Source organism: Kribbella sp. NPDC049584 (assembly GCF_040675555.1).
Taxonomy (GTDB): domain Bacteria; phylum Actinomycetota; class Actinomycetes; order Propionibacteriales; family Kribbellaceae; genus Kribbella.
In genome coordinates this window covers 133,549-146,756 of record NZ_JBFAPF010000012.1, presented here as the reverse complement: position 1 = coordinate 146,756, position 13,208 = coordinate 133,549, and the positions used below count along the sequence as shown (strand labels likewise).

The window sequence follows — 13,208 nt, the reverse complement described above, 5'->3', positions numbered from 1 at the left end:
CGGGCAACTTCGGCTTGCCGTCCGATCATCCGCCAACAACGAATCCCCGCGTCTGCCCCCCACACCGCTCAGGGCGACCTGTGGGCACGAAACCAAATTGCCGTGCCAGGCGATGCAGTCCCCCAATAAGCTGCGTCGAGCGTCAGAGCACGAGGGAGGTGGTCCACATGCGTCAATCGCGCGCGGTGCCGCCTCGCTGGTATATCCGGCGGCTCTGACTCACCGGGGCTCACCGCATCCGACCCAATGCGAGGAGTTCCCTTGAAGTCAATCGACCAATCCCACACGCTCAGCGCGGTGCGCTCCCTGTTCCACGAATACCCCTGTCGCTATTGGATAGCTGGAGGTTGGGCGCTCGACCTATTCGCCGGTCGCGTCCGCCGGCAGCACGGCGATGTCGACGTTGTGGTTCTTGCGCGAGATCTCGACCACGTCGCCAGGACCTTCACCAGGCCGCGGCCGTCCGTCCAGAATCCTGAGACGGGTGAGTGTCGCCCGTGGGCACCCGGCGAACAGCTCGCACCGGGACCCAACGCACTGGTCTTCCCTGACATGCACCCGCACGTGATTCAAATCCTGCTCGCCGCGTCGGACGCGGACCAATGGGTCTACCACAGGGGCCGAGGCACTATCCGGAAGCCTCTCGACGAGATCACCCTCAGATCGCCTGACGGCCTTCCGTACCTCGCTCCGGAGATCGTGCTCCTCTTCAAATCTCGCGGCGGTCGGCCCAAGGACAATGACGATTTCGCCGACGTCGCCGAACTGCTCGACCCGGAACGCGGCCGCTGGCTTTTCGATCGAATCGCACCGCGCTACCCCGAGCACCCATGGCTACCAGCCCTCCGCTGAGCCAACGGGCGGCAGGCGCGACGCTGCTGCTTGCCGGGATTCCGGTGCGCGTCCTGGGCTGACCGGCTCGGGTACGCCGATCCGCCGACCACGCTTCGGGCCGGCACACCTGTGATCCGACAGCACGCGACGGATGTTTGCGGGGTCGGAGGGTCCTTTGGAGCAGGCACATCGTCCACTGGTGCCCGTGTACTGGATCGAGGTTCCGGGCTTGTCGACCTGTGAACGCCGTGGTCTGGTGTGCTGGCAACTTTTCTGGCACTAGTCACCCGGGCTCGCCGAGAGTAGATGTTCGTGGCATGAGCCTCTATGACGAGATTTTCGCTTTGACGCCTGCCATCCGGTACGTCGCACACGGTGACGGTCAGCAGGTTGACCTGCGCTCGCGGCCTGGCCTCGACAACGCCTCAGCAGACGAAAGCGATCGTTACGAGGAACTGCTGGTCAATCCAACGCTGCTCACGTTGACCCGGCAGCGAGGAGAGATCGACTGCGGTGGGCTCCGATACCTGATCATCGGCTACGGAAACTTCTCCCAGCTCGTGCTCCCGATGACCAGAGGACATCTATCCGTGGCCTTCGAACTCGCTGCCTACCCAGCCGACTACGCCCAGGCCATCATCGACATAGGAACTGCCCACGGCCTCTGAACTGACCCGTCCCAAAGGGCTGCACAATCGGAGCGAATGAAGCTACGCCTCCATCTAGGTGGCCGGCCGATTCCGACTCGTCATCCCGCAGTCGTGATGGTCCCGCCGGACGTAACGTCGTTGGCAGAAGTCACCGAGAGCGGGCGCAGCTGGTATACGGCGGAGGCCGCGTGCGCGCACCGGCGGCGCGCCCTTGATCCATACGAGCCACATGCGGCAGTAGGGCAAGCGCTGGTTAGCCTGCGAGGCTGAGCACTGAAGAGGACCTGGCGCTGCTGCCAAGCGAAGGTCGGCAACGCTGCGAAAGTGCTGGATGTTGGCGAGGCGGAGTGGCCGCCGCACTTGGCTAGGCGAGCGATCAATGCCCTGGCCGACGCCGGTCTCGTGCTCCGCGGCCTGGACTACCAGAGGTACGACCTGTTGCAAACTGAATCACGCTCCGGGTCGAGGTGCCCGCTCATCTTCAGGGGACATTCGTGGAGCCAACAGGCGGCGAGCACGCCCACCACGCCCGCCCTCTGCTCTGATCGTCAAACACACAAAAGCCCAGGTCAGCGGACTGATCCTGGGCTTTGACGTGGCGCGCTCGGAGGGATTCGAACCCCCAACCTTCTGATCCGTAGGAGCCTGCACGTGTCCATGGCCCGGACCACCGAGCTGAGGCGGCTGCAGCGCGGGCAGCAGGAATGTGCCCGCCGTGCGCGGTCGTTGGGGTCGGACTGGGGTCACCAACTGCTGGTCAGATTGAACAACCTGGAAGACCCGGCTGATTCCTCAACTACGTGCTGGTCTAGGGACGTTGCGCTCCAGATGTCGGACCAGACCCTTGCCGACTTGGCCTCGCTCTGTGACCGTTAGAGCACCATGAGGCCGCTCATCAGAGAGATCGAGATCAGCGACCACATCCGGGCGAAGATCAACGGTAAGCATGGGCTCACTGAGGATGACGTGCTAGATGCATGCGAGAACATGACGCGTCGACCTGTTTGGGATGAACATCCGACGCACGGCCGGCGTCTCTTGATAACTGGACGTAACGAATATGGCCGGTTGGTCCGGGTGGTTCTGTATCCGAAGGACCCCGACGCGGGAACGTGGCGATTGGGCACAGCGTTATAGAGACATGTGGGCAGAGGGGTGTCACTATGGGTTACATGGATGACGACGACGAGATGACGGCCGAAGAGTTTGACCGGCGAGTCGAGGCTGGCACGCCAGTTGACGTCATCGTTGCGTTGGCACGCTCGAATCAGCCGTGGCGGACTTCGATCAGTCACGGAGGCGGGTGGTCAGCTCAGCGCGCAAGTGTTGTGACCGTCGACCAGGCCGAAATCAACCGGGTTCGCGCTGCATCGTGAGTGATCGGGCATCTGAGGCACGGGTCAACGTCCTGGTTGCTGACTACGCAGCGGCGGATGCTGCTGGCAAGTTGAACGTTGTCGGCGGGGCTTGGCAGGTTACGGGAATTCAGGCGGAATCCGGCCTCACGGGTCCGGTGTCGCTCGTCGTGACGATCGATCTGCCGCCGAGGTTCTACGGCGAGGAGTTCACCGTAGAGTTCGCGCTCCTTGACGATGCCGGCAACCTCGTTCAGGTTCCGGGTCCTACGGGCGGCATGATCCCGCTTCGCATCGGTCAGTCCGTCGTCGCTGAGAAACCTGCGATCCCCGGACAGTACGTGCCTGAGAAGACACTTTGGAGCCGTACGCAGGCGATCAGCACCTTCCCAAACGGCCTGCCCCTGCGCGCCGGAGCGGCTTACACCTGGAGCGTGCGCATCGATGGCGACGATGCGCATGTGTGGAAGACCGGGTTTTACGTCGTTGGAGCGCCGCCCGGGCCTGTCATCGGCTAGCAGCTCGCCATTCCTGCCCCGTCCCCCTGATAGCTGCCAAACCAGGTCGGCGCGGCGCGGGTCAAGAGTCGGCTTGCCGATCCCGTAGGGACGCGTAGCGCTCTTGATGCGCGCCGTGGTGACCGTACGATCGGGCGGCAGGGGGACGGGGCTCCCCGCGGTCGAACGCCACGACTCGGACGATGCCGGTGCATTGGGGGTAGGGAATCTTGGTCCGTCTCCGCGGGGGCCGGGCGAGGTTCGGCCGGCAGGCCGCATGGGCTCGCCCGGCCCCCGCGGGAGGCGCGCCGAAGGCGCGCCCTTGATTCTTAAGAGGTCAATCCGGCAGAGCGGATCACAGGAACACTGGACACAGGAACGCGGACCTGCGGCGTGAGCCTCGATGCCTTCGACAGTCGGTTGCACATGCGGGTCAACTTCGGCATGTTCGGGGTCTGCAGTGTCCGAGCGTTTCGGCCGGCCAGCCGTCGAACTCAGTCGGCTGCGGATTGGCCCGGATACTGCGTCGGTGGCCGGGCGAAGGTTGCAGCGCTCACGATTGGCCACCTGATGCTCGGCCCCGATATGCCGCTCACGATCAGCTATCGACAATGCACATCAGGCGGAATAGTGTAAAAGTTCGCCTGCTTGCCGGCGGTTACTGGCTGCATATGATGGGGGCTCGGGCCGTGAGTATTTTTCCACGGATACTTGGTCCGCGACGGTCGGCGCCTTCTTCTGGTCCGACTTACGTATCCCATCGCCTGCGTTCCTAACGCATCGATACTCATCGCTAAGGGGGCAACCAGTCATGCGACGAGGGAGCCACGTCGGTGCGCAAATGATTGCATTGCTTGTGACAGTCGCAATCATTGCCACAGGCTGCGGCGGCAAGCGGTCTGGTAGTGAGACCACATGCGATAGTGATAACGCGAATAGCGCGTTCGGAGCCGCGACGTCTAGCCTGAATCAGGGTCCTTACGACGTCAAATGGGCGTTCCCGGACATGAATAACCCAAAGCGTGAACCGACCATATCAGCGAAGGCAACGGTCTACGACGGGCCACGCGCGAAGGATTGGGTTATGAAATATTCCCCACCCGATCCCGACCCTAAATCCGATCCCGTGGAAGTGACCCTCGACTCGTCTCGATCCGGGGTCCGAATCGACTCGGCGAAGCCTACAACTCCTCGCGCGAACGGGTCAGCGAAACCCACAGGCGTGCAGTTAAGCAAGGCGCCGTTCAGTCTACTGACTCTCGGACTCGGTGGTGCGACTGATCTTTCGAGTCCGCCAGCCGGGTTGATCCAAGAGAGCAAAGGTGACGGGAGGCGGGTGTTCAGTTGGACTCTGGTGCGGACGTTGTCGGAGGGGCAGATTGGCGGCCTGCCTCTGCCGTCGGGTAGCAAACCGTCTCCCAGCGGTGGCATCCCTACTGACACGATGAAGCGGCTGAACACACCAGTACGCGCCGTGATGGAGGTCGACGTCGAGAAATGCCGTCCGACGAGCGTCACCTTCTCCCGGGGAGAAGGACTCCTGGCTCTCGCTGAGATCCTGGCAGCGGCGGCGGACGCCCAGCGTCAGGATCCTCCTCCGTTGATAGATGGCAAGGCGCCAGACATCAAACCACCGGAATGTCCCGGGTTGAAGGTCGAATTTCCATGGCCCTGGCCACCATTCCGAATTGATGTCGATGGATGCTGGGCTGATTGGATAGCCGTTGGGGTCGCGGCTCACGGCTTGGCGTTTTTCGCGTGGGCCATTACTACTGGTCCCGTAGCAATCGGAGCGGGCGGTCTTCTATGCGCTTCCGGCCCCCAGGTTTTGGTCTGCGCCGCCATACTAGTCGGCCTGTTCGCAATAGTTGTGCTTGTCGATAGCATGATGAGGGCGAACAAGAAGTGTGGGTACAAGGGTTTCTATATCAACGCGGTCGTCCCTGCGCTTGGGCCGTACTGGATTAGCGCAAAGTGCTAACCCTTTGGTTGACAACAAACGCCGGGCAGCCTGGAGATTGGCTGAGCGGGACAATTCAGATTGAGCATTCACCGTTTGCCTCTGGTCGGCGGCTTCTTGGCGGATGGAAACCCAATTCGGCGTCGTCACTCGCACCGAGGATGAGGCAGAGGGCTGCTCGGTACTCCTGGCAGGGCCACCGCACCGCGCCGCGTTCTAGCTTGGCGATGTAGTGGCCGGTGATCGGGTAGCGCCTGGAGCTGACCGAGTACAGCAGCTCGGCTACCCGTTGGGCGAGTTCGCTGCGGCCCATCGGCCGGCCGGGCGCGATGCGTGACACGGTGCGCAGTCGCGCGGCGGTCAGGAGGTGGTTTTGGCCTGACTGATTTTCGGGTGCCACGCTTCATATCGTAGCGCTAGAGCGCTGTAGCAGGCGAGAGGACGTTAATCGCGGCATTCCGGAGCATTTTGCCGCATGACGTCTGGCTGAGCGGCGCGGGAAGATCTGCGCCTGACGCCGGACGAGTTGGACAAGCTGATTGCTGGCAACGTCCGGGCCGCTCGCGCTCGGCACCGGATGCGGCAGGAGGATCTGGCTGACGAGCTGGATTGGACTCGCTCGGTCGTTGGCTCACTGGAGGCCGGGACGCGGCGCGTGACCTTGGCGGATGCCATCGCGCTCTGCGGTGCGCTCAAGATGAATCTGCGGGAACTGCTGCACGGCGCTCCCGAGGACGCCCTGAGGACTCTCGGCCTCGACTGAGTTGGGCGTCCGCGGTCGTGGCGTGATTTCAGATCGTCTGCTCGCTGAGCACCGGCCAGAGTGCCCGCTCGAACGGTTCGAACCGGCTGTTCTTGGTCGGGAGGGGCTGCGGCTTCTCGGTGAATACGTCAGCCGTCTTGCGCTCTCGCCAGTCGGTGGCGGGACGCTGGAAGAGCGCGCCGGACGGGTAGTGCGCTAGGTCGAGCGTCCGGACGTGCTTGAAGCCGTGGTTCTCGTAGTAGCGGTGCAGGCCGATGTTGTCGGTCCATACGTCGATGCGGACCCAGCGGTTTCCGAGTTGGCCGGCACGGTCGCACGCCCAGTCGATTACGTCGTCACCGAGGCCGGCGTACTTGCGGCGCACGATGAGCCGGTGCAGGTACATCGCCGGTTCGGCCTGCTCCTCGGGGGTCCAGAGCTGGGGGTCAGAGAACGAATCGAGCGCAACCGTGGCGGCAGTGTCGCCGTTGTCGGTCCGGATCATCCACGTCTCACCCGCGCGGATGCTGGACAGGATGCGCTCGGACTGAGCCTCCGGGTTCGGCCACGCAACGGCCCATTGGTGAATGCCCCGCTTGGCGAGCCACTCGCTGGCTTCGGTGCGCATTGCCAGGATGACCGGAAGATCCTCGATCGTGGCGTGCTCGACGATCACGAGACTCCTCCATTGCCAGCCGTGTACGCACCCAGCTCCCCGAGCTCGTAGACGACCCGGTTGCGGTCGCCGGCAAAGATCGTGAGCGTCAGGCGAAGCGGTCGCTTGTCGCTGTAGGTCGTACGGACGTAGACCAGCACCGGAGTGCCCTGGCTGAGTCCGAGCTTCCGGGCCTCGTCGGGTCGCGGCATGCGGGTGGTCAGCTCGTCGACGTACCCGATTTCCGTGTGCCCCTTCGCGGCCATGGCACGGATGACTCCGCCCGGCACGTCGTGCGGTGTCAGGAGACCGCACTCCTGCGAGATGTCCATCGGGTAGTAGCTGTCCTGCAGGCTGAACGGCTGCCCGTCGACATAGCGCGAGATAGCGCGAGAGACGAGCGAATCGCCCTCCTCGACATGCAGACGCGCCGCCAGCTCCGGAGTCGCCGGCTTGATCCGCATCTCGAAATCGCGGTACTCCCCCTTGCGGCCCTGATCGCGCATCTCGGCGTAGAACGCGTCCGTCTGGTCGCTGGCGTTCCGATCACGGCTCTCAGCCCACGCCGCGTGATACGTGAGCATGACCTGCTCGCGTACGACGGTGCCCTTGCCCTGGGTGCTGCTGATCATGCCCTCGTTCTGAAGTACGCCGAGCGCCAGCCGGACGGTGTTCCGGGACACGTCGTACTGCTCGCGTAGCTCGACCTCGGTCGGCAGGCGGTCGCCGGCCTTCAGAGCGCCCGTGCGGATCTGGTCGCGAAGGTCACTCGCGATTCGCTGATACAGGGGGTCCGACTGGGCCATCCCGCCTCCTCTCGAAGTTGTCCCAACAAATGGTGCCATTCCTCTTGACCTGCCCATAATGCGTCCCTATGGTTGGTGATGTACCAAAGGTTGGTACAAGTCAGATTGTAGTGGAGGACTAACCATGGGTATGCCGCGCCGAGTGCTGGTTCAGTTCGGGCTCGCCTTCCCGTATGGCCTGTACGCCGTGGGGCCAGTAGAGCCGGAACTCGACTTCGAGCGGTCATCCAAGGACCGCCCGGTGCAGGCTCGGGACAAGGAGACCGAGCAGCTCGTTTGGAAGGTCGAGGTCATGGACCCCGACCCCGACACCAAGAAGAACGACCGCACGTTCGTCGTGCGCATCCTGGCCGACGTTCAGCCCGTGCTTCCGGAGTCGCTTCCGGGGCTTCCGTTCACTCCGATCTACCTCGACGGCCTGACTGCGGCACCGTGGGTGGATACGCGATCCTGCACGGGGCCCGAGGACGGCAAGGCCCACCGCTGCCGCGCTCGCCAGGGCTGGTCCTTCCGGGCCAGCGGCGTCACCGCGCCGAAGAACATGCCGGGCCAGTCTCGGGCGGCTTCGAGCGACAAGGCGGCCTGATCATGACTCTTGGATCGGCAGCCGCGACCGTCACGGTCCACACTCACGTGGACCAGACCACCGGGCTGACCCACTCGCTCTACAGGGGTTCTTCGCCGTGGGTGACTCTGGACGTCGGGGACGGTCTCGACCGAGTTGTCATCTTCGTAAGGGACCTCGGTGTGCTGTCGGCACTGGCGGAGGTCGTGGAGGCGGCACGGCAGGATCTGGCCGGAGAGCTGGGCCTGTTGCCTAACGGCGAGCCGTGCGAGTTCGTCGAGGTGTTCGGGTCGCTGGAGTGGAACGAGCATGACCACGAACGGTGCCTTGAGCAACTGGTTGACGAGCCGGTGCCGTTCGTCCCGGTCGTTGTCTCCGATCCGGGAACGGCGTGGGAGCGTCACGATGACCCGACCATCGAAGACAACCCGCTCGATGACGACGATTTCGGAGACGAGTCGGACGAGGACGACGACTTCGACATGGTCGAGCGTCCCGGCAATCGGATTCTGCGCGCCGAGGGGTGGCTGTGATGCAGCGCAGAGACCTGGACGGCTGGGCCGATGCGCTCGGGGTCGGGAACGACGAAGACGCTACGGGTGAGCTGCACAAGCTGATGGGGCGCTTGCTGGACTCCCAGGACCGGGTCCGCAAGGTGGCGCGGGCGCTGTCGAAGGCCCCAAAGGACGACGTACGGGGATCGCTAGCAACGGCGCTCGGACGCCTAGACCTGATTGTCGTTGCGGTCGACCAGGCGCTGCGCGGATTCGCCGTGCACGAGAGGGGCTGATGAGTCATGGCGATTGCAGGCAGGCGCCGGTTCCTGGACCAGTGGGCGCGCGCATTGGACGTGACGAACGACCTCGACGCCATGGCGACGCTGCGCGGCCTGATGAACGAGCTGGACGACGCACGTAGCCAGCTTCAGAAGACCACGCGGGTCCTGGCCGGCGCACCGGACCCCGATGCAAGCAACGGCGCGACCGGAGCAATGACCGCGCTTGAGGATGCGTGGCGAGACCTCCTGGTCGTTGAACGCCGGTTCGCGAAGCACGAACGAGGAACGAAGGGAGGCAAGTAGATCCATGGGCAAGATCAAGTCAGGTAGGAAGGCTGCGGGCGACTTCCCCTTTGGGCGCATGATCGCGTCACAGCTCCGGCACCCCGGCGTGATGCTGCCGCTGCTCGGCGCTTCGGCTCTGGGTGTGTACGGCGTAACGCAGGGCTGGACGCGCCCGCTGATCGGTACCAGCGTCCTGGTCGCCATCCTGGCGGTGTGGGCGTTGGCGTGGCGAGCGTCGTTCCGCAATCACGTCGTCTATCGGGTGAAGGCCTGGTACCGCCGTTGGTTCCGATACGCGCCGCGCTGGTGGTTCTGGATGGGCCGTCTGGGTCTGTCGGTGACCGACGAGATGACCGGATGGATTCTGCGTCCCCGCATCCTGAAGGTTCGCTCGACCGGCTGCATCGACTCGGTGTTACTGGATCTCCCGCTCGGGGTGCGTACCGATCAGGTGATGGAGGCAGTCCCAGATCTGCGACACGCGGCCAAGGCTCGGCGGGTGGCAGTGCGGGAGCTGGAACCAGGCCGGGTCTGGGTGGACTTCTTCACTGCCGACCCGCTGCGCAAGACCATCCTTCCGCTTCCGCACCCCGCACGGCTGAACGTGCGCGACCTGGACGGGCTCGTGCTCGGGTACTGCGAAGACGGTACGCCGTGGCGGCTGAAGGTCACCGATCGGCACATCTTCGTCTGCGGGGTCTCCGGTGCCGGGAAGTCGTCGGTGTTGTGGTCGCTGCTGTGGGCGCTCGCGCCGTATATCAAGGCCGGCCTTGTCGTCGTACACGGGATCGATCCCAAGGGCGGGATGGAGCTGGAGTTCGGTCGCGAGCTGTTCGACCGGTACGAGGCCGACGACTACGAAGCCATGGCCGAGATGCTGGAACAGGACGCGGACTACCTCGATGACCGCACGAAGCTGCTGCGCGGCAAGGCGCGGAAGTTCACCGCATCGCGGGAGACGCCGTTCGTTCTGATCGTCATTGACGAGCTGATGCAGCTCACCGTCTTGCTGCCCGGTACGGAGGGTCGTCGACTGTCCGCGCGGATCGATGTAGCGCTCGGTCGCCTGCTCGGTAAGGGCCGCGCTCCTGGGTTCTCGGTGCTGGCGACCTCGCTGCTCGTGACCAAGGACGTTGTGAGCTGGCGGGAACTGTTCCCAACCAAGATCGCCATGCGTCTAGACAACGAAGCTCAGGTGGAAATGGCGCTCGGTGAAGGCGCACGGGACCTCGGCGCGGAGTGCGACCGCATCCCGGAGTCCCTTCCCGGCGTCGCCTACGTCCTCCAGGAGGGCAAGCGGGAACCCGTCCGTGTCCGCGCCGCGTACATGACCGACGACGCGATCCGTCACATGGCAACCACGTACGGGCTGCGCGGCGCGATCGAGCCCGCGGTCAACGACAGCGTCACTCTGATGAACCCCAACACCGTTAACGGCGAAGTGGTCGAGAGCGGTGAAGCCGCATGAGCACCAAAGTTCAGGTGGTCGGCCAGCTCGCCCTGCCACTCACTCCGCAACTGCCACTGCCAATGCGGGTCACCGTCAATCAGTGGATCGTTCGCGGTTGGCGTGACCGGGCGGCCTGCCTCGGCAGCAACGATCCCGCGTTCTGCAAAGAGGAACCCACCGTCAAGGAACAGACCGGCGCGGCGCAGACCGTATGCGCGATTTGCCCGGTCCGCCGATCCTGTCTCGCTTCGGCGTTGCTCAACGACGAGCACGGCGTCTGGGGAGGCACTACCGACGCAGACCGTGACGCGATCACAACGAAGCTTGCTGGGCTCTCGGCGTACTGGGCTCGGATCGCGCCGTGGCCGTTGCCCGCTGCCTGCCGGTCCGAGTGGACACCCGGACCGGACGCACTCGACCCCACCGAGCCCCTACCGCTCAAGCGCGACACCAACACCGAAAGGTCGGCGGCATGACCACCTTTGGCTTCACGATCAGCGCCGGCGTTGAGATCGAGGCCGAGCACGAGTTCGTGATCGGTGACCCCGAGGCCTACATCTGCACCCGTATGGCAGCGTCCGCCGACCCGGGCGACTGCGAAGGGCTGATCCCGCCCGCCGAGCCGCACATCGTCGTGACGGTCAATGGCCGGCCTTTGCTGCGGTGGTGCCGAGCGTGCGCGCCGGGGATCGTCGGTAGGGCTTTCGCCGCTTGGCTGGCTCCGTGATGAGCGTTCAGATGCGGTTGTCCGGCGACCCCGAGGAGATCGAGGTCATGGTCAAGGTCCTTGCCGTCGTGTTCCAGCTCGACGGCTCCGGACGGCTCTACACCAACCGTGGAACCGAAGGTGTCCGCTGCTACATCACAGCCCGAATCCCCAACAAATACGACCGATCCGAGCCGTTGACGCCGGATCAGCACCGGTAGGGAGGTGGTCCAGAATGACCGACACAACGACTCGTACGCACGGCAAGATCACGCTGGACCGCTTCCCGCTGGACGTAGTACAAGACCTCGCCATCACCAACGGCGTCTGTGTCCGCCCGATCCTGAACCGCGTCATCGACACCGAGACCGGCACCGAACGCATCGTGGGCGTCTCCTGCGGGTCGACGCTCATCTCGAAGTGCCCGCCGTGCGCCGAAGCGAACCGGCGACTGCGGATGCAGCAGTGCCGCGAAGGCTGGCACCGGGACACCGAACTCGACCTCCCCGCCGACGATGACCAGCTCGAGGACGAGGACCAGTCCGAACCCGAGGACGCCGGCACCGACGCCACGCGCCGCGTCCGTTCGACCCGTCGACGCCAGGACGCACCGGACCTGCCACGGGTCCCGATGGACAAGCGCACGGTTGGTACGACGTTCCGCGCGCCCAACGGCAAGACCTATCGCCCGTCCATGTTCCTCACGCTGACGCTGGACTCGTACGGAGCGACGCACCGTCTCCCGTACCGGGGGATCGGCGGCAAGCTCACGCCGTGCTCGTGCGGCGTCCACCACAGCCCAAACTCGCCTGTGCTGTCGACGCCGGTCGACCCTTCGACGTACGACTACCGCCGCGCCGCGCTCGACGCGCTGCACTTCTCCAAAGGGGTCGACCGGTTCGTGCAGAACCTGCGCCGTTGCGCCGGCTACAAGGCGCAGTACTTCGCCGTGGTCGAGCCACAGAAGCGCCTCGCACCGCACCTGCACATGGCCGTCAGGGGCATTGTCCCGCGTGACGTTGCACGCCAGGTCGCGGCCGCGACGTACCACCAACTGTGGTGGCCCGCCCACCAGACGCCCGTGTACGGCGCTCAGACCGGTCAAGAACTCCCGGTGTGGGACGAGGGCGCGGAACGGTTCATCGACCCCGCCACGGGCGTGCTTCTGCCTACCTGGGATCAGGCGCTGGACGACCTCGCCGCCGATCCGGCAGCGCGACCCGCGCACGTCGTTCGGTTCGGTGAGCAGGTCGATTACAAGGGCATCGTCGCGACCTCGGACGCGAAGGTCGGTAAGGCGATCGGCTACCTGACCAAGTACCTCGGCAAGGCGATCGGGGAGACCTACGGCGACGACCCCGCCGAGCTGCACCCTGCCCAGCTCGACCACCTGAACCGGCTTCACGAGCAGGTCAAGGTTCTGCCATGCTCGCCGGCCTGCGCGAACTGGCTCCTGTACGGGATCACCCCGAAAGACGCGACCGGCAACCTCGTCCCAGGCGAATGCGACGGCAAAGCCCATGACCGCGAACACCTCGGCCTGGGTGGTCGCCGCGTCCTGGTCTCCCGCCAGTGGACCGGCAAGACCCTGACCGACCACCGCGCCGACCGGGCCGAAGTGATCCGACAAACCCTCGCCGCCGCCGGCGTCGAGATGGACGACCAAACCGCACTGTCCGTCGCACAAACCACCAGCGACGACGAGCAACCGCGGTTCATCTGGACGCCCGTTCGACCCGGCGACGAAGACGCACCCACCCAAAAAGAAGTCCTGGCGTACAGCATCACCAAACGCATCCGCTGGCGCGAGCAGTACGAGGCAGCCAAACAACGCGCCCGCGACGGCACCGGACCGCCGAGCGACAGCAATTCGGCAACTGACACGAACGACGCCGCTACTGCGGCCTAGCCAACTGGGGAGCTAT

At 64.7% G+C, this 13,208-nt stretch carries 16 protein-coding genes; 14 read left to right on the top strand and 2 right to left on the bottom strand.

Annotation, left to right across the window (positions count from 1 at the left end; genetic code table 11):
• The first annotated feature begins 297 nt into the window (after positions 1 to 297).
• The 5 genes from AB0J62_RS33300 (at position 298) to AB0J62_RS33280 (ending at position 6,059) form a co-directional block, all read left to right on the top strand.
• A complete protein-coding gene (locus AB0J62_RS33300) occupies positions 298 to 852 on the top strand; it encodes a hypothetical protein (RefSeq protein ID WP_363879724.1) in 555 nt (184 codons plus the stop codon).
• A 299-nt stretch (positions 853 to 1,151) separates the two neighbouring features.
• Positions 1,152 to 1,502: a hypothetical protein gene (locus tag AB0J62_RS33295; protein WP_363879721.1), complete on the top strand. Its 351-nt coding sequence runs from the start codon at positions 1,152 to 1,154 to the stop codon at positions 1,500 to 1,502.
• Positions 1,503 to 2,656: 1,154 nt separating this feature from the next.
• Complete coding sequence (locus AB0J62_RS33290; protein ID WP_363879718.1) at positions 2,657 to 2,860, top strand: hypothetical protein; 204 nt, start codon at positions 2,657 to 2,659, stop codon at positions 2,858 to 2,860.
• Positions 2,857 to 3,357 carry a hypothetical protein gene (locus tag AB0J62_RS33285; RefSeq protein WP_363879715.1) on the top strand — a complete coding sequence of 167 codons (501 nt, stop codon included), beginning with the start codon at positions 2,857 to 2,859 and terminating at the stop codon, positions 3,355 to 3,357. Before AB0J62_RS33290 ends, AB0J62_RS33285 begins: the two co-directional genes overlap by 4 nt.
• 2,465 nt (positions 3,358 to 5,822) lie before the next feature.
• Entirely contained in the window at positions 5,823 to 6,059 is a 237-nt protein-coding gene (locus AB0J62_RS33280) for a helix-turn-helix transcriptional regulator (RefSeq protein WP_363879712.1), read from the top strand.
• A gap of 28 nt (positions 6,060 to 6,087) precedes the next feature.
• Here AB0J62_RS33280 and AB0J62_RS33275 read toward each other — a convergent pair whose 3' ends face one another.
• Positions 6,088 to 6,714 carry a GNAT family N-acetyltransferase gene (locus tag AB0J62_RS33275; protein WP_363879709.1) on the bottom strand — a complete coding sequence of 209 codons (627 nt, stop codon included), beginning with the start codon at positions 6,712 to 6,714 and terminating at the stop codon, positions 6,088 to 6,090.
• A complete protein-coding gene (locus AB0J62_RS33270; protein ID WP_363879706.1) occupies positions 6,711 to 7,499 on the bottom strand; it encodes a GntR family transcriptional regulator in 789 nt (262 codons plus the stop codon). The genes AB0J62_RS33275 and AB0J62_RS33270 overlap by 4 nt, the downstream gene beginning before the upstream one ends.
• Before the next feature lie 142 nt (positions 7,500 to 7,641).
• Between AB0J62_RS33270 and AB0J62_RS33265 the strand changes: the two genes are divergently transcribed.
• The 9 genes from AB0J62_RS33265 to AB0J62_RS33225 are packed head-to-tail and all read left to right on the top strand — an operon-like array spanning position 7,642 to position 13,192.
• The gene (locus tag AB0J62_RS33265; RefSeq protein ID WP_363879703.1) at positions 7,642 to 8,085 is read left to right on the top strand and encodes a hypothetical protein; all 444 of its coding nucleotides are present in this window, start codon (positions 7,642 to 7,644) and stop codon (positions 8,083 to 8,085) included.
• A gap of 2 nt (positions 8,086 to 8,087) precedes the next feature.
• Positions 8,088 to 8,597 carry a hypothetical protein gene (locus tag AB0J62_RS33260; RefSeq protein ID WP_363879700.1) on the top strand — a complete coding sequence of 170 codons (510 nt, stop codon included), beginning with the start codon at positions 8,088 to 8,090 and terminating at the stop codon, positions 8,595 to 8,597.
• Positions 8,597 to 8,854 carry a hypothetical protein gene (locus AB0J62_RS33255; RefSeq protein ID WP_363879697.1) on the top strand — a complete coding sequence of 86 codons (258 nt, stop codon included), beginning with the start codon at positions 8,597 to 8,599 and terminating at the stop codon, positions 8,852 to 8,854. Before AB0J62_RS33260 ends, AB0J62_RS33255 begins: the two co-directional genes overlap by 1 nt.
• A 6-nt stretch (positions 8,855 to 8,860) precedes the next feature.
• On the top strand, positions 8,861 to 9,145 hold the full coding sequence (locus tag AB0J62_RS33250) for a hypothetical protein (protein WP_363879694.1): 285 nt from the start codon (positions 8,861 to 8,863) through the stop codon (positions 9,143 to 9,145).
• Positions 9,146 to 9,203: 58 nt separating this feature from the next.
• Positions 9,204 to 10,595, top strand: coding sequence for an FtsK/SpoIIIE domain-containing protein (locus tag AB0J62_RS33245; protein ID WP_363879691.1), 1,392 nt, complete (start codon positions 9,204 to 9,206; stop codon positions 10,593 to 10,595).
• Positions 10,592 to 11,053, top strand: a complete 462-nt coding sequence (locus AB0J62_RS33240; protein WP_363879688.1) for a WhiB family transcriptional regulator — start codon at positions 10,592 to 10,594, stop codon at positions 11,051 to 11,053. Before AB0J62_RS33245 ends, AB0J62_RS33240 begins: the two co-directional genes overlap by 4 nt.
• Positions 11,050 to 11,304, top strand: a complete 255-nt coding sequence (locus tag AB0J62_RS33235) for a hypothetical protein (protein WP_363879685.1) — start codon at positions 11,050 to 11,052, stop codon at positions 11,302 to 11,304. The genes AB0J62_RS33240 and AB0J62_RS33235 overlap by 4 nt, the downstream gene beginning before the upstream one ends.
• Positions 11,304 to 11,504, top strand: coding sequence for a hypothetical protein (locus AB0J62_RS33230; protein WP_363879683.1), 201 nt, complete (start codon positions 11,304 to 11,306; stop codon positions 11,502 to 11,504). Before AB0J62_RS33235 ends, AB0J62_RS33230 begins: the two co-directional genes overlap by 1 nt.
• A gap of 14 nt (positions 11,505 to 11,518) precedes the next feature.
• Positions 11,519 to 13,192, top strand: coding sequence for a replication initiator (locus tag AB0J62_RS33225; RefSeq protein WP_363879680.1), 1,674 nt, complete (start codon positions 11,519 to 11,521; stop codon positions 13,190 to 13,192).
• Positions 13,193 to 13,208 lie beyond the last annotated feature (16 nt).

What these genes read in the sequence shown, in the direction of transcription:
- AB0J62_RS33295 (WP_363879721.1), top strand. Translation starts at nt 1,152, where the DNA reads ATGAGCCTCTATGACGAGATTTTCGCTTTGACGCCTGCCATCCGGTAC.
- AB0J62_RS33290 (WP_363879718.1), top strand. Translation starts at nt 2,657, where the DNA reads ATGGATGACGACGACGAGATGACGGCCGAAGAGTTTGACCGGCGAGTC.
- AB0J62_RS33270 (WP_363879706.1), bottom strand. Translation starts at nt 7,499, where the DNA reads ATGGCCCAGTCGGACCCCCTGTATCAGCGAATCGCGAGTGACCTTCGC.
- AB0J62_RS33260 (WP_363879700.1), top strand. Translation starts at nt 8,088, where the DNA reads ATGACTCTTGGATCGGCAGCCGCGACCGTCACGGTCCACACTCACGTG.
- AB0J62_RS33255 (WP_363879697.1), top strand. Translation starts at nt 8,597, where the DNA reads ATGCAGCGCAGAGACCTGGACGGCTGGGCCGATGCGCTCGGGGTCGGG.
- AB0J62_RS33250 (WP_363879694.1), top strand. Translation starts at nt 8,861, where the DNA reads ATGGCGATTGCAGGCAGGCGCCGGTTCCTGGACCAGTGGGCGCGCGCA.
- AB0J62_RS33245 (WP_363879691.1), top strand. Translation starts at nt 9,204, where the DNA reads ATGATCGCGTCACAGCTCCGGCACCCCGGCGTGATGCTGCCGCTGCTC.
- AB0J62_RS33240 (WP_363879688.1), top strand. Translation starts at nt 10,592, where the DNA reads ATGAGCACCAAAGTTCAGGTGGTCGGCCAGCTCGCCCTGCCACTCACT.
- AB0J62_RS33235 (WP_363879685.1), top strand. Translation starts at nt 11,050, where the DNA reads ATGACCACCTTTGGCTTCACGATCAGCGCCGGCGTTGAGATCGAGGCC.
- AB0J62_RS33230 (WP_363879683.1), top strand. Translation starts at nt 11,304, where the DNA reads ATGAGCGTTCAGATGCGGTTGTCCGGCGACCCCGAGGAGATCGAGGTC.
- AB0J62_RS33225 (WP_363879680.1), top strand. Translation starts at nt 11,519, where the DNA reads ATGACCGACACAACGACTCGTACGCACGGCAAGATCACGCTGGACCGC.